This is a genomic window from Candidatus Thiothrix sulfatifontis, from assembly GCA_022828425.1.
Lineage (GTDB): Bacteria > Pseudomonadota > Gammaproteobacteria > Thiotrichales > Thiotrichaceae > Thiothrix > Thiothrix sulfatifontis.
On the sequence record CP094685.1, the window covers coordinates 895,448 to 915,889 of the forward strand.

General features: G+C 52.6%; 22 protein-coding genes. 15 read left to right on the top strand and 7 right to left on the bottom strand.

From position 1 onward, the window contains the following. Positions 1–120: 120 nt before the first annotated feature. The 4 genes from L3K52_04535 to L3K52_04550 all read left to right on the top strand — a co-directional run bounded on the left by L3K52_04535 (position 121) and on the right by L3K52_04550 (position 3,307). The gene (locus L3K52_04535; GenBank protein UOG93003.1) at positions 121–279 is read left to right on the top strand and encodes a hypothetical protein; all 159 of its coding nucleotides are present in this window, start codon (positions 121–123) and stop codon (positions 277–279) included. 131 nt (positions 280–410) lie between these two features. Next, positions 411–1,604 (top strand): transcriptional regulator, encoded by a 1,194-nt coding sequence (locus L3K52_04540; protein ID UOG93004.1) that lies wholly within the window; start codon positions 411–413, stop codon positions 1,602–1,604. Between the two features lie 132 nt (positions 1,605–1,736). After that, positions 1,737–2,489, top strand: a complete 753-nt coding sequence (locus tag L3K52_04545) for a hypothetical protein (protein ID UOG93005.1) — start codon at positions 1,737–1,739, stop codon at positions 2,487–2,489. Beyond that, positions 2,480–3,307: a helix-turn-helix domain-containing protein gene (locus L3K52_04550; GenBank protein UOG93006.1), complete on the top strand. Its 828-nt coding sequence runs from the start codon at positions 2,480–2,482 to the stop codon at positions 3,305–3,307. Before L3K52_04545 ends, L3K52_04550 begins: the two co-directional genes overlap by 10 nt. On the opposite strand, the gene L3K52_04555 is transcribed toward L3K52_04550, so the two are convergent. Both L3K52_04555 and L3K52_04560 read right to left on the bottom strand, forming a co-directional pair. After that, positions 3,297–3,851 carry a DUF924 domain-containing protein gene (locus tag L3K52_04555; protein UOG93007.1) on the bottom strand — a complete coding sequence of 185 codons (555 nt, stop codon included), beginning with the start codon at positions 3,849–3,851 and terminating at the stop codon, positions 3,297–3,299. The genes L3K52_04550 and L3K52_04555 overlap by 11 nt on opposite strands. Before the next feature lie 15 nt (positions 3,852–3,866). Then, positions 3,867–4,439: a thioredoxin family protein gene (locus tag L3K52_04560; protein UOG93008.1), complete on the bottom strand. Its 573-nt coding sequence runs from the start codon at positions 4,437–4,439 to the stop codon at positions 3,867–3,869. Positions 4,440–4,571: 132 nt separating this feature from the next. Here L3K52_04560 and L3K52_04565 point away from each other — a divergent pair, with 132 nt between their 5' ends. The 11 genes from L3K52_04565 (at position 4,572) to L3K52_04615 (ending at position 14,738) form a co-directional block, all read left to right on the top strand. Further along, the gene (locus L3K52_04565; GenBank protein UOG93009.1) at positions 4,572–5,531 is read left to right on the top strand and encodes an MBL fold metallo-hydrolase; all 960 of its coding nucleotides are present in this window, start codon (positions 4,572–4,574) and stop codon (positions 5,529–5,531) included. Between the two features lie 308 nt (positions 5,532–5,839). Further along, a complete protein-coding gene (sat, locus tag L3K52_04570) occupies positions 5,840–7,033 on the top strand; it encodes a sulfate adenylyltransferase (GenBank protein ID UOG93010.1) in 1,194 nt (397 codons plus the stop codon). Positions 7,034–7,151: 118 nt separating this feature from the next. Then, a complete protein-coding gene (aprB, locus tag L3K52_04575; protein ID UOG93011.1) occupies positions 7,152–7,622 on the top strand; it encodes an adenylyl-sulfate reductase subunit beta in 471 nt (156 codons plus the stop codon). 54 nt (positions 7,623–7,676) lie between these two features. Next, a complete protein-coding gene (aprA, locus tag L3K52_04580; GenBank protein UOG93012.1) occupies positions 7,677–9,704 on the top strand; it encodes an adenylyl-sulfate reductase subunit alpha in 2,028 nt (675 codons plus the stop codon). Between the two features lie 114 nt (positions 9,705–9,818). Beyond that, a complete protein-coding gene (gene adk, locus L3K52_04585; protein ID UOG93013.1) occupies positions 9,819–10,472 on the top strand; it encodes an adenylate kinase in 654 nt (217 codons plus the stop codon). Positions 10,473–10,488: 16 nt separating this feature from the next. Beyond that, on the top strand, positions 10,489–11,001 hold the full coding sequence (locus tag L3K52_04590; protein UOG93014.1) for a hypothetical protein: 513 nt from the start codon (positions 10,489–10,491) through the stop codon (positions 10,999–11,001). A gap of 18 nt (positions 11,002–11,019) precedes the next feature. Beyond that, positions 11,020–11,373, top strand: coding sequence for a hypothetical protein (locus L3K52_04595; GenBank protein UOG93015.1), 354 nt, complete (start codon positions 11,020–11,022; stop codon positions 11,371–11,373). A gap of 14 nt (positions 11,374–11,387) precedes the next feature. Next, positions 11,388–12,647 carry a 6-phosphofructokinase gene (locus L3K52_04600; protein UOG93016.1) on the top strand — a complete coding sequence of 420 codons (1,260 nt, stop codon included), beginning with the start codon at positions 11,388–11,390 and terminating at the stop codon, positions 12,645–12,647. Positions 12,648–12,724: 77 nt separating this feature from the next. Next, on the top strand, positions 12,725–13,636 hold the full coding sequence (locus tag L3K52_04605; GenBank protein ID UOG93017.1) for a YkgJ family cysteine cluster protein: 912 nt from the start codon (positions 12,725–12,727) through the stop codon (positions 13,634–13,636). Positions 13,637–13,815: 179 nt separating this feature from the next. Next, positions 13,816–14,145: an RNA-binding protein gene (locus L3K52_04610; protein UOG93018.1), complete on the top strand. Its 330-nt coding sequence runs from the start codon at positions 13,816–13,818 to the stop codon at positions 14,143–14,145. A 101-nt stretch (positions 14,146–14,246) separates the two neighbouring features. Next, positions 14,247–14,738 carry a metallophosphatase family protein gene (locus L3K52_04615; protein ID UOG93019.1) on the top strand — a complete coding sequence of 164 codons (492 nt, stop codon included), beginning with the start codon at positions 14,247–14,249 and terminating at the stop codon, positions 14,736–14,738. Here the strand turns inward: L3K52_04615 and L3K52_04620 are convergent. The 5 genes from L3K52_04620 to L3K52_04640 all read right to left on the bottom strand — a co-directional run bounded on the left by L3K52_04620 (position 14,735) and on the right by L3K52_04640 (position 20,354). Then, complete coding sequence (locus tag L3K52_04620; protein UOG93020.1) at positions 14,735–15,211, bottom strand: FKBP-type peptidyl-prolyl cis-trans isomerase; 477 nt, start codon at positions 15,209–15,211, stop codon at positions 14,735–14,737. The genes L3K52_04615 and L3K52_04620 overlap by 4 nt on opposite strands. A 79-nt stretch (positions 15,212–15,290) precedes the next feature. Next, positions 15,291–16,190 (bottom strand): CoB--CoM heterodisulfide reductase iron-sulfur subunit B family protein, encoded by a 900-nt coding sequence (locus L3K52_04625; protein UOG93021.1) that lies wholly within the window; start codon positions 16,188–16,190, stop codon positions 15,291–15,293. A gap of 16 nt (positions 16,191–16,206) precedes the next feature. Continuing rightward, a complete protein-coding gene (locus L3K52_04630) occupies positions 16,207–16,842 on the bottom strand; it encodes a 4Fe-4S dicluster domain-containing protein (protein ID UOG93022.1) in 636 nt (211 codons plus the stop codon). A 13-nt stretch (positions 16,843–16,855) separates the two neighbouring features. Continuing rightward, positions 16,856–19,072 (bottom strand): hydrogenase iron-sulfur subunit, encoded by a 2,217-nt coding sequence (locus tag L3K52_04635; protein UOG93023.1) that lies wholly within the window; start codon positions 19,070–19,072, stop codon positions 16,856–16,858. A gap of 1 nt (position 19,073) precedes the next feature. Then, entirely contained in the window at positions 19,074–20,354 is a 1,281-nt protein-coding gene (locus L3K52_04640; GenBank protein ID UOG93024.1) for an FAD-dependent oxidoreductase, read from the bottom strand. Positions 20,355–20,442: the final 88 nt, after the last annotated feature.

Below are 20,442 nucleotides of genomic sequence, written 5' to 3' on the forward strand. Positions count from 1 at the left end.
CCGTATTGAGCGTATCAGGTGGCATTCAGGGCGTTATGGGGAAGCAGGAAGTCGGCAACGTTGAAAAAAACGCCCAGCCGGTTAGGGTGTTCAAAAAAATGACTGCCCGGTCTGGATGGGATGATCAGATTCGGGTTTTTCTACACCCTCATTGAACGGGAAGCGGTATTGCTGCAACAAATCAATACGCCGTTGCCCGCGCAAACGCTGGCAGACTATCAGGAACTCAGCCAAAAATTGCGCGATGAACGCATTACGTCAGACTTTCAAGCTGTTTGAGCTGTTCGGCATTTATGCGTAGGGGTACGTGTCTGAGTGGGAGAGCCAAAACCCTTGCATAGCCAAAGAAGAAACACTAAGCTGCATACACGTCAATTATAAAAAACACTGATAAATGGTGAGATAACCCCATGTCCCTTACCAAGCACCAGGCAGCATTGCGTTCGCGCCGCGACCAAGCCGAAATACAAAAAGAGCGCTTTGTTCAAGGTTTGTCTTTGTGTCATGGCAAATCATCTTGCCAAGAGCCATGCGCCCAACGGGTCAACGCCACGACGGTTGCCTCTTGGCAGCGCAGCCCTGCCGCCTTGCAATCCCAGCCCATCGCTACACCCCGTGACGATGAACACAGTATTTTAGCGACGTGGGAAGCATCCCTCTTACGTCAAGCCGTATCCCCTGAGCTGGATAAACTTAACCGGCTGGTGCAGGAAGACACGTTCGTCGCCGCCATCGCCGACCCCAATGGCAAATTGCTCTGGACTGCCGAACACCCATCCCTGCGACCCTTTACCGAAACCATTAACTTCATACCGGGCGGTCAATGGGCGGAATCCATCAGCGGCACGAACGGTGTCGGTTTGGCATTGAGCTTGTGCCGACCGTGCACGGTGTTTGCGACCGAGCATTATTGGCCTGCCTGCCACGACATTGTGTGCTACGCCGCCCCGATTATTCACCCGCAATCCGGGCAATTGCTGGGGGTGTTGGATTTGACGACGCACTGGCAGCGGCATGTTCCCTTTGCGGAAAGCGTAGTGGCGCACATAGCCAACGATATTGCGCGGCGTTTGCCGATTTACTTGCCCAGAGCCGACCTCGAAATTCATGCCTTGGGGCAAGCCAAAGTCTTGTTTCAGGGGCAATGCTTGCACCTTAACCAGCGTCAGCTTGAAATCCTCTGTATCCTCGCCCTGAACCCACAAGGCATCACCCTAGAAACCTTGTATCAAGCGTTGTGCCCTCATGCGCACACCCATCCCGCGACCATCAAGACCATTCTTACCTCTTTGCGCCATCTATTGAAGGGGGAAATCAGCAGCCATCCTTACCGCTTTGGCATGTCCGTATGGGCGGATTTTGTGGAATTGTCACAGGTGCTCCAGCAGAACAACCGTATTGCAGACGCGCTCAAGCTGTATCACGGCTCGCTGTTACCGAACTCCACCGCCCCGGCATTGGAGGAAGCACGAAACCACCTTGAAGCGGGTATGGAAGCGTTGCTATACCGCTGTCAGGATGCTCAAACCTTGCTCGACCATGCCAACAACCTGCTGTGTAACCCGTTGGTACGGGAACGCTTGCTGGAATTGTTGGCCTGCTGATGACCACCAAGGTTTAACAAAGGTTGGTGAACAAAGCGCCCATTACCAACCTTTGTTAAACCCCTTTCCCGGTAAATTAGGCACTGTCGGCAACCGATAACAAGCCCTAATAAAGTCGCAAGGAGCAATGCCATGAAACCCCTAACATCCATCCATGCCACCCTCATCACACTGGCGTTGACAGCAAGCGCCCCAGCGGTTGCGGGTGTCCAGTTCCGTATTAGCCATGAAACCAGCAGCAATGAATACGTGGTCTACATGACCCCGGACACCGTACCCACGCCCGATATGGTGCTGTCAGCGCAAGTCAGCTTGGTCGTGCCGCGCTCAACGGATGGTAACGGTTTTGTTATCAACAGCCTGAAAAGCGCCGTCAAGGGCATCAACTGGGTTAACCATTCACAGGTAAAAGCCCCCACCGAAAACCGCCAAGCGGATTATTTGTCATTCGGGTTGCTATACAGCGGTGGTCGCCCGCCCGCATTCGGTTGGCAAGCAGGCAAGGAGCAGCGCATCTTTTCCTTCACCAGCCCATCCGGGTGCGTGCCGGGAATGGCTTTGCTGGAGAATAGCGACCCATTCAGCCAGTTACCCAATTCAGTCAATACCAACCCCGGCAATGAATTTACCAATGTCGGCTGGTTGGGTGGCAATGCCTATACTGGCAACTATGGCGGCGCGGTGCAGTGTGGAACCGCCGCTACCTTACCTGCGCCGATTATTTCCGCTATTCCGGCATGTGAAAAGAATGCGGCTAAATTGGGCGGAATCAGCCGTGAAATTCAAATCTTGTCTACCTTGCTCAACCGGCTGAGTGTTTCCACCCAACGCACCAATCTGCAACAACAGTTGGATGCGCTACGCAGTGCCTTAAAATGCTCATGAACATTGGCGATGACAGAGTGGGCTGCGCACCAAATGACGGCACTTGGCAACTGTGCGAATCCACCCCTTTGCAATTGGCAGCCGCGCCATCGTTGGAAAAAATCAGCCAATTGGTGCATACCAACGAATTGCTGATTACGCTTGCTGATCAGCATGGGCGGCTGTTGTGGACTTATGCCAGCAAAGCCAATTGGACGCTTTTATCGGATTGGGTGTGTTATTCAGCGCCGATTCTCCATCCGCAATCCGGTGAATTGCATGGCGTGTTAAGTTTGGGCATGAATTGGGAGCGCCATTCTGTCGCCGGTGAACTCATGGCTGGCTCATTGGCGCAAGACATTGCGCAACACTTGCCACGCCATGTGCCGCGTGCGCAATTGGAAATCCATGCCTTGGGTCAGCCTTGGGTACGTTTTCGCGGCAAAATCTTGCATGTCACTCCCCGTATGGTCGAAATCCTCTGCATCCTAGCGCTGAACCCAGACGGACTAACCTTAGAAGCCTGCCATGCCGCTTTATACGGTGATGTGCCGGTGGCGACCACCACCTTGAAAGCAGAGTTATCCCATTTGCGCACCTTGCTGGATGGGTCTGTCAGTTCCCGCACTTACCGCTTATTGGGTACGGTATGGGTTGATTTCGTCGAATTGTGGACAGCCCTGCGCCTGCATCAAGACGAGGTAGCCCGCAGTTTGCGTAGCGGGGAATTATTGCCAGCGTCGCAATCGCCAGAGATTCAGGAATGGCGTAATTGCCTCAATGCCGTCAGTTCCGCCAATGCGCGTCACGGCGCTTCTACAGGCCGTTTCAGCCCGTGAACGCTTCCTTAGATGCCAGATACGCCTGTTCTTCCGCCGTGCTTTCGCGCCCTAATGCCGTGTTGCGGTGTGGAAAACGCCCAAATTGGCGCACAATTTCGCGATGATGGCGGGCGAAACGCGCATTGGCTTCCAGTCCGGCGGCTTCAAACAAGCGCACCGATGCATCCTGATCGGCTAGGTGTTCGCTGTGCATCAGCGGCATGTAGAGAAACATGCGGCGTTCGGGCGGTAATAATTGGTCAAAACCGTGCTGAAGCGCGTGTTTGGTGACGGCTACCGCGTGTTGTTCGGTGGAAAAGCTACGCGCTTCCCCGCGAAACATATTGAGCGGGAATTGATCCAACACAATGCACAGCGCCAAGCAGCCGTCGGGTGAAGCTTGCCAAACGTCAAGTTCCCCGGCGGCGGCTTGTTCCCACAACGCACCAAAGCGTTGCTGAATGTCGGTATCCAGCGCGGGAGTGGAGGCAAACCAATGCTCTGGCAGCGGCGGGGTGTACCAAAAATCGAGAATATCCGTTGGTGTATGCGCTTTCATCATCAAGTTTACGCTGCCTCAGTAATTCGGTTCATTGCCCGCTTTCCATTTAATATTGCAGCCTAGCGAGGGTTTTTGCTCATCGGGCGGGTACATATTGTCGAGTAAGCGATCCAGTGCATGGCGCAAATCATTGCCGGTCACGGGTATATCCCCACGCGGGCGGGCATCATCAAATTGCCCACGATAGAACAACTGGTGGTGTTCGTCGAAGAGGAAGAGGTCAGGGGTGCAAGCCGCTTTATATGCTTTAGCCACCGCTTGAGTGTCGTCATACAAATACGGGAAGGTGTAACCGTGTGCGTGTACGGCTTCGATCATTTTTTCAGGGCTATCATCGGGGTAATTGTCGACATCGTTAGCATTGATGGCGACCACCGCGACACCGCGTTCTTGGTAATCTTTTGCCAATTGCGTGAAAACGTCGCGGATTAAAATCACGTAGGGGCAATGGTTACAAATAAAAATAACCAGTAATGGTTTGCTCGCAAAATCTTGTTTGCTAACAAGATTACCGCTGGCTGGTGCTGGGAGCGTGAAGTTAGGTGCATCGGTACCAAGGGCTAACATGGTGGAAGGGGTGCGTGCCATGGCCGCCTCCTTTGATCTAACAATAGTGGTAGGGTAACTTGATTATACGCAAATTGTTACCGCTCGTGACAAATTCCACACATTTCGGCTTATACTGCTGCATCGCAACAGTAAATTCGTGGAGAAGTGGGTATGGCAGCGCATTACGAAGACTTGGGGCACGGCGTTTATTGCATTGATACGGATCTTTATCGCCCGCAAATGGCGGCCTGCTACTTGGTGCGCGAAGGCGATGCAGTCGCGTTTGTCGATACCGGCACTTACCACACGGTTCCGCAATTGCTGGCAGTATTGGCGGTGCTGGGCTTGAGTGCTGACAATGTGCGCTATGTTATTCCCACGCACGTGCATTTGGATCATGCGGGCGGTGCCGGTGAATTGATGGCGCGTTGCCCGAATGCAACCCTGATCGTGCACCCCAAGGGCGCCGCGCACTTGATTGATCCGTCCAAATTGCAAGCGGGAGCCACGGCGGTTTACGGAGCGGAAGGCTTTGCTAAGGATTATGGCAAATTAGTTCCGGTGCCTGCCGAGCGCGTTATCGCTGCCAGTGACGGTTACACGGTTGATCTGAACGGACGCTGTTTAACGTTTTACGATACGCCGGGACACGCCAATCACCACGGCTGCATTTTCGATGCAAACAGCCGCTATTGTTTCACGGGCGATACCTTCGGGATTTGCTACCGCGAGTTTGTGACGGCTAAAGGCGCATGGATTTTCGCTCCCACGACGCCGGTGGCTTTTTCACCGAATGAATGGCAACAAAGCCTCGATAAATTGGCTGCACTGCAACCCGCCGCGATGTTGCTTACGCATTATGGGCGTGTCACCGATGTGCTGGGCTTGCTGCCCAAACTGCGTGCCAGCATCGAAACATTGAGCAACCTAGCGCTAACCCTAAGAAATGCACCAGAAGGGCGCGTTGATGCACTTAAAACGCAAATCTTTTTGACCTGGCTTGAAGAGATAGATAAACACGGTGCTGACCTTCCCGAAAGAGATAGCCGTGAATTGCTGCGTATCGACGCTACCCTGAACGCACAGGGGCTGGATGTGTGGTTAAAGCGTCTGGAAAAAGCCAAAACCTGAAGGATATTCAGGTAATTGCAAATACCCTAGCAATAAAATCAACTAATTCAATGTAAGCATAGTGCTATATAACAATATAATTATATTCTTTAAATATAAGCATTTAGGTGCAAAATACATAGATTTTTCTTATCGTATCGAAGAAACAAACCCATTGGTTTATGCACTAAAATTGTATAGAGTGTGAATGGTTCAAAGTTTCAAGCAAGTGGCTAATGAAATTTTTCTATAGTAGATAGAATTGGTGTTGGTCACTCAAAAATCGATACAAGATTTGGCGGGTACCCATACACTTACGGGAGATTGGCATGATCAAGCCTCATGGTTCTGAGGAACTGAATCCACTATTCGTATACGACAGTGCTGAAAACGAAGCGCTGCAAAAAGAAGCAGAAAGCCTGCCTTCCATCGTCGTCAGCTCGGCGACGGCAGCGAACGCGGTGATGCTCGGCGGTGGCTATTTCAACCCGCTCACTGGCTACATGAACAAAGCCGATGCACTGTCAGTCGCTGCAACGATGCACACCACGTCTGGTCTGTTTTGGCCAACGCCGGTACTGAATCTGGTTGAAGATGCTGGCAGTCTCAAAGCGGGTGATCGCATTGCCTTGAAAGACCCCAACGTGGCAGGGCATCCGGTACTTGCCATCATGGATGTCGAGGGTGTCGAAGCATTCACTGACGAAGAAATGGCGACCATGACCCAGCAGATTTACCGTCCTGCTGAAGGTGAAGCGCATATCGGCGCGGATACGTTCAATGCCCAAGGCAAGTTTTGTCTGTCAGGGCCGATCAAAGTCCTGAACTTCTCCTACTTCCAAAGCGAATTCCCGGATACTTTCCGTACTGCGGTTGAAATTCGCAACGAAATTACCGAGCGCGGCTGGAAAAAAGTCGTTGCCTTTCAAACCCGTAATCCGATGCACTTAGCGCACGAAGAACTGTGCCACATGGCAATGGATCGTCTCGGCTGTGATGGTTTGGTCATCCACATGTTACTGGGGCAATTGAAGAAGGGTGATATTCCCGCGCCAGTCCGTGATGCCGCCATCCGCAAGATGGTTGAGCTGTATTTCCCAGCGAATAGCGCGATGGTCACGGGTTACGGTTTCGACATGTTGTATGCGGGCCCGAAAGAAGCGGTATTACATGCCGTATTCCGCCAAAACATGGGGGCGACGCATTTCATTATTGGTCGTGACCACGCGGGGGTGGGCGATCATTACGGTGCCTTTGACGCGCAGGAAATTTTCGATAATGAAGTGCCTAAAGATGCGCTTGCGATCGAAATCTTCCGCGCCGACCACACCGCTTACTCCAAAAAGTTGGATAAGGTGGTGATGATGTGTGAAGCGCCGGATCATCAAAAGGAAGATTTTGTCCTGCTGTCTGGTACCAAAGTGCGTGAAATGCTGGGGCAGGGCATTGCACCACCGAAAGAGTTTTCGCGCCCTGAAGTTGCCCAGATACTGATCGATTATTATCAAAGTGAGAACAGTTAAGTCTGTTTAAAGTGCCTCTGGTGCAGTCTGAGCTTTGAGGAAAGGGCAATAGGCTTCACTGGTTGAGTTCTGTGACCGTATGTAGCAATACAATACAATTAATTGAAGGAGTTACACCATGCCTACGTTTGTACGTACTGACAAATGTGATGGCTGCAAAGGCGGCGACCGCACCGCTTGCATGTACATCTGCCCGCACGACTTGATGAAGTTGGACGTTGACGGTTCCGTCACAGGCCACGCGATGAAAGCGTATAACCAAGAGCCGGATCAATGCTGGGAATGCTATTCCTGCGTTAAAATCTGCCCTTCCAATGCTATCGAAGCCCGTCACTATGCTGACGTGGTGCCACTCGGTGGTTCTGTACAGCCTTTGCGCGGTCAAGACTCCATTATGTGGTCGATCAAATTCCGTAACGGTGTGATGAAGCGTTTCAAATTCCCGATCCGTACTACGCCAGAAGGCTCGATTGATTGCTACGGCGGCAAGCCAAAAGCGGATTTGGCTAACTTGGGTAAAGCACTGTTGACGCGTGATGTCATGAACGGCTACCGCGCGGGCAACCCGGATGAGCTGATCTGCAAGTGATGGGTAACACAAGACACGCTTCGTTATTAACCTTTAAGCATTGAGGAAACACAAATGGCAGGTACATTTGGTAATCCAGAAGTTGTCCAAGAAGAAGTGGACATCCTGATCATCGGTGGTGGCATGGCTGCGTGCGGCGCGGCGTATGAGATCATGCCTTGGATCGGCGCGGCGAAAGACGCTGGCGTTGACATCACCGTTAAATTGGTTGACAAAGCGGCAATGGATCGCTCCGGCGCGGTTGCGCAAGGTTTGTCCGCCATCAACACTTACATCGGTCCAAACCAAGACCCAGCGGACTACGCCCGTATGGTTTCTAACGACCTGATGGGTATCACCCGTGACGACTTGGCCTATGACTTGGGCCGTAACGTTGACGATTCCGTGCATTTGTTTGAAGAATGGGGTCTGCCTATCTGGAAAACGGTAAACGGCGAACGTTTTGACGGTGCTACTTGGCCGAAAGAAGGCGGCAAGCTGTTGAAAGACGGCGGTGAGCCAGTGCGTTCCGGTAAATGGCAGATCATGATCAACGGCGAATCCTACAAGTGGATTGTGGCTGAAGCGGCGAAAAAAGCATTGGGTTCTGACAATATTCAAGAACGTGTTTTCATCGTTAAGCTGGTCAATGACGCTAACGACAAAAACCGTGTGGCGGGTGCTGTTGGTTTCTCGACGCGTGAAGACAAAGTATACGTTTACAAATTCAAGGCTTGCCTGCTGGTAGCCGGTGGTTGCGTCAATATCTTCCGTCCACGTTCCGTGGGTGAAGGCCAAGGCCGTGCGTGGTATCCCGTGTGGAACGCAGGTTCCACCTACACCATGGCTGCGGAAGCCGGTGCAGAACTGACCATGATGGAAAACCGTTTCGTTCCAGCCCGTTTCAAAGACGGCTACGGTCCGGTTGGCGCATGGTTTTTGCTGTTCAAAGCCCAAGCGACCAATGCTTACGGCGAAGTCTACATGACCAAGAACAAGGAATTGCTGAACGACTATCCTCCGTATGGTCAAGCAGCGGTTCCAGCTTCTTGCTTGCGTAACCACTTGATGCTGAAGGAAATGAAAGAAGGTCGCGGCCCTATTTACATGGATACCGTTACCGCTTTGGCAAAATTGCGTGAAACCCTGTCGCCGCGTGAAGTAAAACACTTGGAAGCAGAGGCGTGGGAAGATTTCCTTGACATGTGCGTCGGTCAATGCGGTATCTGGGTGGGTGAAAACATCGAGCCAGAGAAGAAAAACTCTGAACTGATGCCAACCGAACCGTACTTGCTGGGTTCGCACTCAGGTTGCTGCGGCATCTGGGCTTCCGGGCCAGAAGACGTGGGCGCTCCGACCAATGAAGAGCATCCTGAAGCAGACAAAATCCCTGCGCACCTGCCACAAGGCTGGAATTGGGGCTACCGCTCGATGACTACTGTGCGTGGTTTGTTCACAGCGGGTGACGGCGTGGGCGCTTCTGGTCACAAGTTCTCGTCTGGTTCACACACCGAAGGTCGTATTTGTGCGCAGTCGATGGTGAAGTTCGTGATGGACAACAAGGACTGGGTGCCGACGCTGGAAACGTCTGTTGACGATCTGGTTAGCGAAATTTACCAGCCAGTTCGTACTTTCTTGGAGCACAAGGACTACACCACAGCGATTGATATTAACCCACACTACATCACTCCGCGCATGTTGCAGTTCCGTCTCCAGAAAATCATGGACGAGTACGTGGCAGGTGTGGCGACTTACTACACTACCAACGGTCACATGTTGGCAGTAGCGGAAGAAAAACTGGGTATGTTGAAAGAAGATGCGCTGAAAATGCGTGCAAAAGACCTGCACGAATTGCTCCGCGCTTGGGAAAACTATCACCGTATCCTGACGGCGGAAGCGCACATGAAGCACATCCAATTCCGTCAAGAAAGCCGTTACCCCGGTTTCTACTACCGCATGGACCACAACTACGTGGATGAAGAAAACTGGCATTGCTTCGTAAACTCTGTCTACGACAAAGAAACCAAGTCTTGGACGGTATTTAAACGTGCTCACAAGGATTTAGTGGACAAGTCCAAGCTGTTTAAAGCTGCTGCACATTAAAATCGAGTTGTCGACAACAGCGCTAAACCTTACTATCGGGGTTTAGGCCACATCAGGGCATCTCATGATGCCCTGATTGTTATCTACGGTAGTCAATCTCGAGGAGTCCCCCACATGAAAATTATCCTATTAGGCGGCCCCGGTGCAGGCAAAGGCACTCAAGCTGGGTTCATCAAAGCAAAATACAATATCCCTCAAATTTCCACGGGCGACATGCTCCGCGCTGCGGTCAAAGCAGGCACTGAGATGGGGCTTGCTGCCAAAAAAGTCATGGATGCCGGTAATTTGGTGTCTGATGAAATCATTCTCGGTCTGGTCAAAGAGCGCACCGCTGAAGCCGATTGTGCTAATGGTTTTTTGTTCGACGGTTTCCCGCGCACTTTGGCGCAAGCTGCGTCGTTAAAAGCCCAAGGTGTCGACATTGATGCGGTGGTGGAAATTGCGGTTGACGATTCTGAAATCGTGCGCCGAATGAGCGGTCGTCGGGTGCATGTTGCTTCTGGTCGCACTTATCATTTGATATTCAACCCGCCCAAGGTCGAAGGCAAAGACGATGAAACCGGCGAAGACCTGATCCAACGGGTTGATGATGCGGAAGAAACCGTCTTGAAGCGTTTGGAAGTGTATCACGCGCAAACGGCACCGCTGATCGGCTATTATTCCGAGTGGGCGGCTTCGGGCGAAGCCAACGCGCCGCGTTACATTCGCATTGATGGCGTGGGTTCGGTTGACACTATCCGCGACACTATTTTCGCGGCCTTGGGTTAAAAGCATAGGAGCAACAATGACTGCATCTCCCGAAAAAGTGGCTGCTGGCAAGGTAGTCCAGTTCACTTACCGCATCGCTGACCGTCACTGCGATATTGTAGAGCAAGTGGATTTGCCCCTGAACATGGTATTCATGCGTCACAATCGCTTGTATGACCTGGTGGAAAAAGCATTGGTCGGTTGCCGCGTGGGGGATGAGGTCGCTGTTGATGTTCCCGCCGTGGATGGCGCGTGGGGCGAAGCCGATGCTGACCTGATTTTGGTGCAAGACATTGAGCACGTGCCACCGCCTTACCGCAAGGTCGGTGCCGAAGCGCAGTTTCAAGCTGAAAATGGCGAAATCAAAACTTTCAGAGTCACCAATGTCACGGAAGATGCGGTCACTTTGGATGGCAATCATCCGTTTGCCGGGCAAACCATGACCTTCCATGTCAAAATCATGGCGATCCGCGATGCCAGCAAGGATGAGTTGTTGCACGGAATTGAATCCGGTGCCCCGACCGATTTTGGCAATACGACCATTCATTAATCATGGAGGCAGCACAGTATGGCAATTCCTGATTTGACCGCCCTCGAAACATCCATTATCCAGCAAAGCATTAATGAGCGGTGGCGCAAAGGCGGCATCGTCGCGGAAGAAGTCGAAGTCGAATTACGCCTGTCCAAAGCCGACCGTGACGTAACCGCTTGCCCCGCACTGTATTGGGAACACAACGGTTGTACCTTCCTCGTCGCCAAGACCGGCGAGAACCGCTACCGCTCCCAATTTTTCTACTCTGCCAAAGAACAATTCAGCACCGGCATTGAAGAATACACCGATTTAGGCGACTGCGTGCTCTTCTTGCTGCGTTTGCAGGCAGATCACGAGAGCGAACGCCAGCAGAATTTCCCCACAGCATAGAGGAGTTTGTGTTTATGACCGTTAAAAATGCTTTTTACGCACAGTCCGGTGGTGTTACCGCCGTCATCAACGCTTCAGCCTGCGGCGTGATTGAAACCGCCCGCCAGCACAGCGACAAAATCGGCACGGTATACGCGGGTCAAAACGGCATTATCGGCGCATTGCTGGAAAACCTGATTGATACCAGCAAGGTTTCCGACGCCGATGTTGCGGCATTGCGTCACACCCCATCCGGTGCATTCGGTTCTTGCCGCTACAAAATGAAGAGCTTGGAAAAGAACAAGCGCGAATACGACCGTCTGATTGAGGTGTTCAAAGCGCATAACATCGGCTACTTCTTCTACAATGGCGGCGGCGACTCGGCGGACACTTGTTTGAAAGTTTCGCAATTGGCAGATTCAATGGGCTTCCCGATTCAAGCCATCCACGTGCCCAAAACCGTGGATAACGATTTGCCTGTGACCGATAACTGCCCCGGTTTTGGTTCGGTTGCCAAGTACATCGCGGTTTCCACCCGTGAAGCCAGCTACGACGTAGCCTCCATGTGTGCCACCTCCACCAAGATTTTCGTGCTGGAAGTGATGGGGCGTCATGCGGGCTGGATTGCTGCGGCAGGCGGTTTGGCAGCCGATGCGAACAACGATATTCCCGTCGTGATCCTGTTCCCCGAAGTTGAATTCAATCAGGAAAAATTCCTCGCGACCGTCGATGCGAAAGTGAAACAGTACGGCTATTGCAGCATCGTGGTGTCCGAAGGTTGCCATTACCCCGACGGTACGTTCTTGGCAGAGCAGGGCACGCGCGACTCGTTTGGTCATGCGCAATTGGGCGGTGCTGCGCCGGTGGTTGCCAATATGATCAAAGACGCACTGGGCTATAAATTCCACTGGGCGGTGGCGGATTACCTGCAACGTGCGGCACGTCATTTGTCGTCCAAGTCTGATGTGGAACAGGCGTATGCGCTGGGTAAAGCGGCGGTTGAGTTGGCGTTGGAAGGCAAAAACTCGGTCATGCCAGCGGTTATTCGCACCTCCAACAACCCGTATCAGTGGCACATTGGCATCGGCGAGTTGAAGGACATCGCCAACGTCGAAAAAATGATGCCAATGGAATACATCTCTGAAGATGGCTACGGCATTACGGATGCTTGCCGCGAATACTTGTTACCGCTGATCGACGGCGAGGATTACCCGCCATACGAAAACGGGATGCCGAAATACGTCACCTTAAAGCACGTATTGCTGGAGAAAAAGCTACCCGAATTCGCGCTATAAGCCGTAGGGTGGGTGGAGCGCCGCGCTACCCACCGTTTTTCTTTTTGTCTCACACAGCACACTGGGTAATAACAATCATGGCTGAAAAACTCGACATTCCCGAAGAATTCCAAAGCTCTCTCGTTCCCGAACTGCTGACGGATGATACTGTTATTCAGTTTCACTGCCACCCCGGTGTTTCCTGTTTCAACAGTTGCTGCAAAGCGGCGGATGTGACGCTTGCACCGTATGACATCATTCGCTTGAAAAAACGCCTAGGTATGACGTCGAGCGAGTTCCTCGACCAGCATACGGTGCCGTTTGAGACCGATGGTCACGGCACACCCGGCGTCAAGTTGCGCACTGACGAAACCAAAGCGTGTCTGTTTGTGCGTGAAACAGGCTGTAGCGTTTACGAAGATCGTCCTGCCGCGTGCCGTTATTACGGGTTGGGGCTGTTGTCGCATCGCGCCTCCGGTTCTTCAGAAGATAAACAATACTATTTCCGCAATCAGGAAGCACACTGCCAAGGTTGGAAAAGTGAACAGGTGATCACCGTGCGTGATTACCGCGAGCAGCAAGGCGTGCCGGAATACGACGCAATCAACCGCGAATGGATGCAGTTGATGCTGAAAAAGAAATCAGCAGGCCCCGCGATTGGCAAGCCTGATCCGCTGAGTTTTCAGTTGTATTTCATGGCAAGCTTCGACATTGACCGTTTTCGGCGTTTTGTGGAAAGCCCCGCGTTTGCGAAGGTTTACATGATTGGCGATGACGAGCGCACTGCGTTTCAAGATGACGTGGTTTTGCAAAAGTTCGCGTTCCGTTTGCTGCGCCAAGTGTTGTTTGATGAGCAAACCATCCCCACGCACGCCAATGTGCTCGAAAAACGTTGGGAAGAGCGCAAAGACATTATTGAATTGCGCCACAAAGCGGCGGTTGAATTGCACTTGAAACGCACCGAAGAAGAGCGTCAAGCCGCCTTAGACAGTGGCTCGAACACAGCTTAATCAAAACCTCGCTAATCGCATCCGTTTTCGGGTTATTTTGGTTTTATCCGACTGGCGGACTATCTACCCGCCAGAAAACCTGTATACTTAGGGTCTCAATTTACATCGTTTCTATCGAGTCTGCGGGCATCCTGTCTACATCCTCTTGAACGGTTTACGAAAACCTTAAGGAGGTTCTCATGGCTACTAAGCTTTACGTTGGCAATTTGCCTTATTCTGTTACGCAACAAGGTCTGCAAGAAAAATTCGCTGCATACGGCGAAGTGACTTCTGTTAGCGTTATCACTGACCGTGATACTGGGCAAAACAAAGGTTTCGCATTCGTAGAAATGTCTAACAGCGGCGAAGCTCAAAAAGCTATCGACGGTCTGAACGGCGCTGATATGGGCGGTCGCGGCATGAAAGTTAACGAAGCAAAACCACAAGCACCACGCGATAACAATCGCAGCGGCGGCGGTGGTTTTGGCGGCGGCAACGGCGGCGGTGGTTCACGCGGTGGTCGCTGGTAATAAGCCTTCGGCTTAACCAAGCATTCAAAAACCCGGCCTTGTGCCGGGTTTTTGCTGTTGCGATAATCACAAGTGCATCAACAGTTTGGGGAGGTATAACCATGACGGTTTCTGTAGCGATTATTTCTGATACACACGGGCATCTTGACCCGCGCATTATCGAAATCATCCGTGAGTGTGATTACGCCATTCATGCGGGGGATATTTGCGGGGAAAATGTACTCGCGGCAATGCAGCCGAAAAGCGCGATGGTGATTGCGGTGGCGGGTAACAACGAGCCGCGTTGCATGGTCGATTTCCCCTTGCCATCCATTAGCGAGCTGGAATTGCCGGGTGGCAAGATTTGCATTGAGCATGGGCATGAGCACGGGCATCACACGCCTTGCCACGATTCCTTGCGGGCGCAACACCCTGATGCACGAATGATCGTGTACGGGCATACCCATAAAATGGTGCAAGACAAAAGCGCATTGCCGTGGGTGGTGAACCCCGGTGCAGCAGGGCTGACCCGCAATCACGGCGGGCCATCCTGTTTGGTGTTGACCGCGAACGATCAAGCGTGGGATGTGCGGGAAATCCGCTTCGCCGATTAGTTAACGCCGAGCAGCTCAACGTCAAAGATCAGGGTCGCGTTCGGTGGAATCACGCCGCCCGCGCCACGCGCACCGTAGCCCATTTCCGCAGGAATGACTAAAGTACGTTGCCCGCCGATTTTCATGCCTTGCACGCCGTCATCCCAACCTTTGATAACACGCCCACCACCGAGTGGGAACTCGAAAGGCTGCCCACGATCACGCGAACTGTCAAATTTCGTGCCGTGCTTGTCGGCAGCTTTTTCGTCGTACAACCAGCCTGTGTAATGCACAGAAACCATCTTGCCAGCGGTGGCTTCCGTGCCGTCGCCTACTTTTACATCCGTTTTAACTAAATCGACCATTTTAATATCCGTTGCTTGTGGGGAAGAAGTGCCTGTGGTACTCGTTGTGGCGGTTTTATCCGAACATGCTGCCATAAAAACGCTGCCGGAGAGTGCCACAGCCAGCATTAATAATGTGGTGGTTTTCATGTTTATCAATTCCTTGGCAAGAAAAAAGGAACATTATGCCCCCTTTTCCCTAAACGTGCGATAAACGGTTAGTTAGCGCTTATTTGTCCGCAATTTCACGCAGTCGCTTGGACTGGATGATATTGCCATTCAACGCTGCATCCAACGCGGAACGCCCGAACGCCACGTCCATCAACTGGCTGTAGTACATGACCGGCATGTCGAAATTGGTCTTGTAACGCGCATTGATGTCATCTTGGTAGATTTCAACGTTGGCTTGGCACAGGGGGCAAGGGGTGACGATCATGTTCGCACCGCTGTCGTAAGCGGATTCGATGATGTCTTTGACCAATGCCTGACCTTTTTCGGGTTCAGAGAACATCAGCGCACCGCTACAGCAAGCCACTTTTTTGTCGTACTTGGTGAGTGCTTCTGCGCCAAGGGTTTCGACCATCTTATCCAGATACATCGGGTTCTCGAACGATTCGCCGTCAATCCCGAAGGGGCGGTTGGTTTGGCAACCGACGTAACCGGCGATTTTCAGCCCTTCCAGTGGCTTTTTAACCTTGGAACCCAACACGTCGTAACCGATGTCTTCGATCAACACTTCCACCATGTGGCGGACTTTTTTGTTGCCCTTGTATTCCAGCTTGACCGATTGCAGCGCAATATTGGTTTCGGCTTTCAGGGCAGGGTTGTGGTTCAAGCGTTCCTGCACTTCGCGGGTGTTGAGCCAGCAAGCCGCGCAAGTGGCTACCACGTCCTGATCCGGGTGATGCTTTTCGGACAAGGCCAAGTTACGCGCGGAAAGCGTCATACGTGGCAATTCGCCACCGCCAGCATAACCGATGGATGCGCCGCAGCAGTTCCAATCCGGGATTGGGTTGAGCTTGATGTCCAGCTCTTCGCACAGGGTTTCCACCGACTTTTCCAGGTTGGAAGACGATGCTCCCTTCTGGGAAGAACAGCCGGGGTAGTAAGAATATTCATGCTTTGCCATTGTTACCTCATCCTCCTCATTTCGCGTCAGTGTTTGCGCCGACACGTGCTGCTTCCAGCTCTTCGGCTTTTTTCAGCATGGCGTGGAAGCCAGAAAGATCGCTAACGCCATGCCCACCGAGCATTTCCATCGGTGACATACGCTTGGCTTTCATCATGTTCATACCCAGTTTTTGCTTGCCCATCGACACTTTCAAGCCTTCGGCGAAACCGTCTTTGAAGTACAAGCCCAGACCCAGTTTCAGCTCGTTGACACGACCTTTCTTGATCAGGTTATCCCAGAACATTTGCCCGAATTTTTCCGTCGGCTGGTTCTTGGGTTTCATGCCCATGCGCTTACCGTAGTGCGCCAAGCCGTGCATGATGTGCGTAATCGGCAGACCACGCGGGCAACGTGCCACGCAGTTGTAGCACGAGGTACACATCCACATCGAGGTGGACGACAGCACTTCGTCACGCTTGTTGGCGCGGATCATCATGAACAATTCTTGCGGCGGGTGATCCCAGTGCGGCCCTAGCGGACACGAACCGGAACACACGCCACACTGCATACACATTTTGACCCAGTTGCCTTCCTCGACGTTATCCGTCACTTCTTTGAGGAAGTTGCCTTTGTATTTTTCAACCATCGCTTGATTGACAGCAGTAGTCATTCCAGCATCCTCCTTAGAACTTGAACGGGCTGAGACCGACGCGGTTGATGACTGCCACCATTTCGTCGAGCAATTTCGGGGCGCGGTCGATGTCGGTAATGGCAACTTCATGCACCGCGACGCGCTCGGCTTCGAGGTTCATGGTAGACAGGGTGTCGCCGATTTTTGCCATCCGCACATGCGCCATTTCCGAGCCTTTGACAAAATGGCACTGATAATCTGCGCCTTTTTTGCAGCCCATCATCACCACGCCGTCGTAGCCGCTACCCAACGCATCCTTGATCCAGATGGTGTTGGTCGAACCGAGGCAACGTACTGGAATCACGCGGATAAACGCACTGGATTCGTTGCGCTTCATCGCTGCCATGTCGAGGGCAGGGTAGGCATCGTTTTCACACGCCAGTACCAGAATACGCGGCTTTTCCTGGAACTCATCCGGCACATCGACGGCTTTCAATTGCGCCCCGACGGTTTCGATGGAGTAGTTCTTGAAGGAAATAACCTGTACCGGGCAAGCACCCATGCAGGTCCCGCAACGGCGGCAACGCGCTTCGTTGTATTGCGGGTAGCCTTTTTCGTTTTCGTCAATCGCACCGAACGGGCATTCCACGGTGCAGCGTTTGCACTGGGTACAACCTTCCTTACGGAACGATGGGAAGCTCAAGTCACCGGAACGTGGGTGGGCAGCGCGACCAATCGCGGAGTTTTCAATCGCCTGAATCGCTTTCATCACCGCGCCCATTGCGTCGGTTTGCGCTTGCGCGGCATCCATCGGGCGGCGTACCGGGCCTGCGCTGTAGATACCCGTGCGGCGGGTTTCATACGGGAAGCAGATGAAATGCGAATCGGTGAAACCATTCACCAATTGCGGCATATCCGGGCCTTGGCGGTAGTTCAGGTTGAGGATGGATTGGACGGAGACTTTCACTTCGCCGCTTTCGTCCTTGTCCTTCATGGTGTCGATGTCAGTACCGGAGTTGGGTAACATCCCCGTCGCCAATACCACCAAATCCGCGCCCATGTGTGCGTCTTCGTCAAGGATCAAGTCTTTGAAATTGACTTGCAAATCATTGCCCTTAACGTCAACCGTGGAAACTTTGCCTTTACGGAAAGTCACAAACTTGTCTTGCGCACTGCGGTAGAAATTTTCGCCGCCAGCACCCGGTGTACGGATGTCGTCAAACAACACGGTGGTTTCAATGTCAGGGTTAGTGTCTTTGAAATACATCGCTTGCTTGATGCTGGTAGCGCAGCAATGACCCGAACAGTAGGACAAATGCCCTTCTTTGGTGCTGCGTTGACCCGCGCATTGAACGAAGACCACGTTTTCGACCACTTTACCGTCGGCACGTTTGATTGGGCCATCGCCTGCGGCGCGAGCCAGTGCTTCCAGTTCCAGTTGAGTCACAACGTTCGGCGATTTGCCGTAGCTGAATTCTGGCAGGTTATTGGCATCGTAAGGGGTGAAGCCAGTGGCTTGCACAATCGCGCCAAACTCAGCGTGCGTGCCTGCGCCTACCGTAGAGGCAATATCCACCTCGAAACGCCCCGGCGCACCAGCGGTTTTCGCGATGGTTGAACTCAGGTAAACGGTGATTTTGTCATCCGCTTCGACCGCTGCGATCAGGGCTGCAACGCCGGTATCTTGCGGGTTTTGGAACGGGGAATGTTCTGGCTGGCGTTGCTTGAGTTGCCCCATCACGCCGCCCAAACGGTCGGACTTTTCGATAATGCTGGCGTAGTAACCGGCTTTGGAGGCTTCGAGTGCCGCTGTCATGCCGGTAATGCCGCCGCCGACCACCATAATGTGGTTGTTTTTGCCTTGTTCACCACTAGCATCGGCTTGTTGCATCGCCTTGACTTCGGCGCAACCCATGCGGATGTAGTCGGCTGCCATTTCCTGCGTGGTTTCGTCGTGTTCGCTGCCTTCGGGACGAATCCAGATAACACCTTCACGCAAGTTTACACGAGCGGTTGGTACTGCCCCGAAGTTGAAACTTTCGGTTTTGGCACGACGCGAACACGCCATAATGACCGCTTTGGTCACTTGGTCGTCGCCTTCTAACGCCATGTCGGCTTTGATCATGTCCACGCCTGCCTGACTGCACAGGAAGTCGTGGGTTTTGCAGAAGCCAATCCGACCTTCGCGCACGGCTACTGATTCGAGGGATTTAGTGTCAAGACGGTCGCCGATACCGCAACCCGTACACAGATAACCACCAATTTTCATCTTATGCTCCTGCTACCTGATTGACGACTTGCACCGCACGCAAAGCCGCAGCCGTGGCGTGTTGCACTGCGCGGTTTACGTCCAGCGCGTCGGAGGCAACCCCAGCCGCAAAAATGCCGCCGTTGCTGTCGTCATGTTCGATGAAGCCTTCATCGTTGACCAGAATCTTGATCGGGAAACCTTTGAAATCCACGCTCGGTTCCATGCCCGTTGCCAGTACCACCAGATCGTGTTGGTTGGCGTAACGCTTGTAACCTTCGGTATCCACGCCGTGCAGCACGGGGTTGCCAGTCGCTTTGTCTTCTTCAACTTTTGCCACTTTAGACTTGATGAAGCTGACGTTCGGGTTGGCTTGCACGTTTTGGTAGAAATCGTCAAAACGGTCAATCGCCCGCATGTCGATGTAGTAAATCGTGGATTTACCGTCGTCACCAAACTTTTCTTGCACGTAGTTGGTTTGCTTGAGGGAAGCCATGCAGCAAATGCGTGAGCAATGCGCCAGATGGTTTTTGTCCCGCGAACCCGCGCATTGAATGAAGGCGATGTTTTTCGCTTCTTTGCCGTCGGATGGGCGCAGCAATTTGCCGCCCGTGGGGCCGTGTGGATCCATCAAGCGTTCAAATTCGACGTTGGTAATGACGTTGGCAAAACGGTCGTAACCGTAAGCCTGAATCTTGTTCGCGTCGTAAGGTTTCCAGCCTGTCGCAAACACCACCGCACCGGCTTTCAGGTCGAGGGTTTCGACTTGCTGATCCAGTTCGATTGCGCCGTATTTGCAGGCAGCTTTGGCAGCGTCGGCTTCGGCAGTGCCAATGATGCGCTGGTCAATCACGTATTGCTGCGGGAATGCCATCGCGTTGGGCAGGTAAACGCTCTTGCGCTTGCCGAGGTTGTAGTTGAATTCGTCGTCAAATTCAGTCGTTGCAGCCTTGGCGCAGTCGCCGCACGCGGTGCAATTGCTGTTGACGTAACGCGGGGTAATGGTCACGGAAACCGTGTAATCACCTTTGTCTCCGCTGATGTTGGAAACTTCCGCTTGGGTGATCACCGTGAGATTTTTGTTCATCTTGATGCGGCGTTGATTGATTTCTTGACCGCAGGTCGGGTGACACATTTTAGGGAAGTATTTGTAAAGCTGGGAAACACGTCCCCCTAAGTAAGGGCGTTTTTCTAGCAAAATGACCTGCTTACCCGTTTCGGCTGCTTCGAGTGCAGTGGTCATGCCACTGATACCGCCGCCGACGACGATAATGGTCTGGTTGGTTGCAACGACATCCGTCATTGAGGCTCCTCCGTCAAAGACATGTTGGAATCCTGTGAGATGCACCGTTATGTGACCCAAAGTGTGCAGATTGGGATGGGGTGCATTC

What these genes read in the sequence shown, in the direction of transcription:
- L3K52_04535 (UOG93003.1), top strand. Translation starts at nt 121, where the DNA reads ATGATCAGATTCGGGTTTTTCTACACCCTCATTGAACGGGAAGCGGTA.
- L3K52_04540 (UOG93004.1), top strand. Translation starts at nt 411, where the DNA reads ATGTCCCTTACCAAGCACCAGGCAGCATTGCGTTCGCGCCGCGACCAA.
- L3K52_04545 (UOG93005.1), top strand. Translation starts at nt 1,737, where the DNA reads ATGAAACCCCTAACATCCATCCATGCCACCCTCATCACACTGGCGTTG.
- L3K52_04550 (UOG93006.1), top strand. Translation starts at nt 2,480, where the DNA reads ATGCTCATGAACATTGGCGATGACAGAGTGGGCTGCGCACCAAATGAC.
- L3K52_04555 (UOG93007.1), bottom strand. Translation starts at nt 3,851, where the DNA reads ATGATGAAAGCGCATACACCAACGGATATTCTCGATTTTTGGTACACC.
- L3K52_04560 (UOG93008.1), bottom strand. Translation starts at nt 4,439, where the DNA reads ATGGCACGCACCCCTTCCACCATGTTAGCCCTTGGTACCGATGCACCT.
- L3K52_04565 (UOG93009.1), top strand. Translation starts at nt 4,572, where the DNA reads ATGGCAGCGCATTACGAAGACTTGGGGCACGGCGTTTATTGCATTGAT.
- sat (UOG93010.1), top strand. Translation starts at nt 5,840, where the DNA reads ATGATCAAGCCTCATGGTTCTGAGGAACTGAATCCACTATTCGTATAC.
- aprB (UOG93011.1), top strand. Translation starts at nt 7,152, where the DNA reads ATGCCTACGTTTGTACGTACTGACAAATGTGATGGCTGCAAAGGCGGC.
- aprA (UOG93012.1), top strand. Translation starts at nt 7,677, where the DNA reads ATGGCAGGTACATTTGGTAATCCAGAAGTTGTCCAAGAAGAAGTGGAC.
- adk (UOG93013.1), top strand. Translation starts at nt 9,819, where the DNA reads ATGAAAATTATCCTATTAGGCGGCCCCGGTGCAGGCAAAGGCACTCAA.
- L3K52_04590 (UOG93014.1), top strand. Translation starts at nt 10,489, where the DNA reads ATGACTGCATCTCCCGAAAAAGTGGCTGCTGGCAAGGTAGTCCAGTTC.
- L3K52_04595 (UOG93015.1), top strand. Translation starts at nt 11,020, where the DNA reads ATGGCAATTCCTGATTTGACCGCCCTCGAAACATCCATTATCCAGCAA.
- L3K52_04600 (UOG93016.1), top strand. Translation starts at nt 11,388, where the DNA reads ATGACCGTTAAAAATGCTTTTTACGCACAGTCCGGTGGTGTTACCGCC.
- L3K52_04605 (UOG93017.1), top strand. Translation starts at nt 12,725, where the DNA reads ATGGCTGAAAAACTCGACATTCCCGAAGAATTCCAAAGCTCTCTCGTT.
- L3K52_04610 (UOG93018.1), top strand. Translation starts at nt 13,816, where the DNA reads ATGGCTACTAAGCTTTACGTTGGCAATTTGCCTTATTCTGTTACGCAA.
- L3K52_04615 (UOG93019.1), top strand. Translation starts at nt 14,247, where the DNA reads ATGACGGTTTCTGTAGCGATTATTTCTGATACACACGGGCATCTTGAC.
- L3K52_04620 (UOG93020.1), bottom strand. Translation starts at nt 15,211, where the DNA reads ATGAAAACCACCACATTATTAATGCTGGCTGTGGCACTCTCCGGCAGC.
- L3K52_04625 (UOG93021.1), bottom strand. Translation starts at nt 16,190, where the DNA reads ATGGCAAAGCATGAATATTCTTACTACCCCGGCTGTTCTTCCCAGAAG.
- L3K52_04630 (UOG93022.1), bottom strand. Translation starts at nt 16,842, where the DNA reads ATGACTACTGCTGTCAATCAAGCGATGGTTGAAAAATACAAAGGCAAC.
- L3K52_04635 (UOG93023.1), bottom strand. Translation starts at nt 19,072, where the DNA reads ATGAAAATTGGTGGTTATCTGTGTACGGGTTGCGGTATCGGCGACCGT.
- L3K52_04640 (UOG93024.1), bottom strand. Translation starts at nt 20,354, where the DNA reads ATGACGGATGTCGTTGCAACCAACCAGACCATTATCGTCGTCGGCGGC.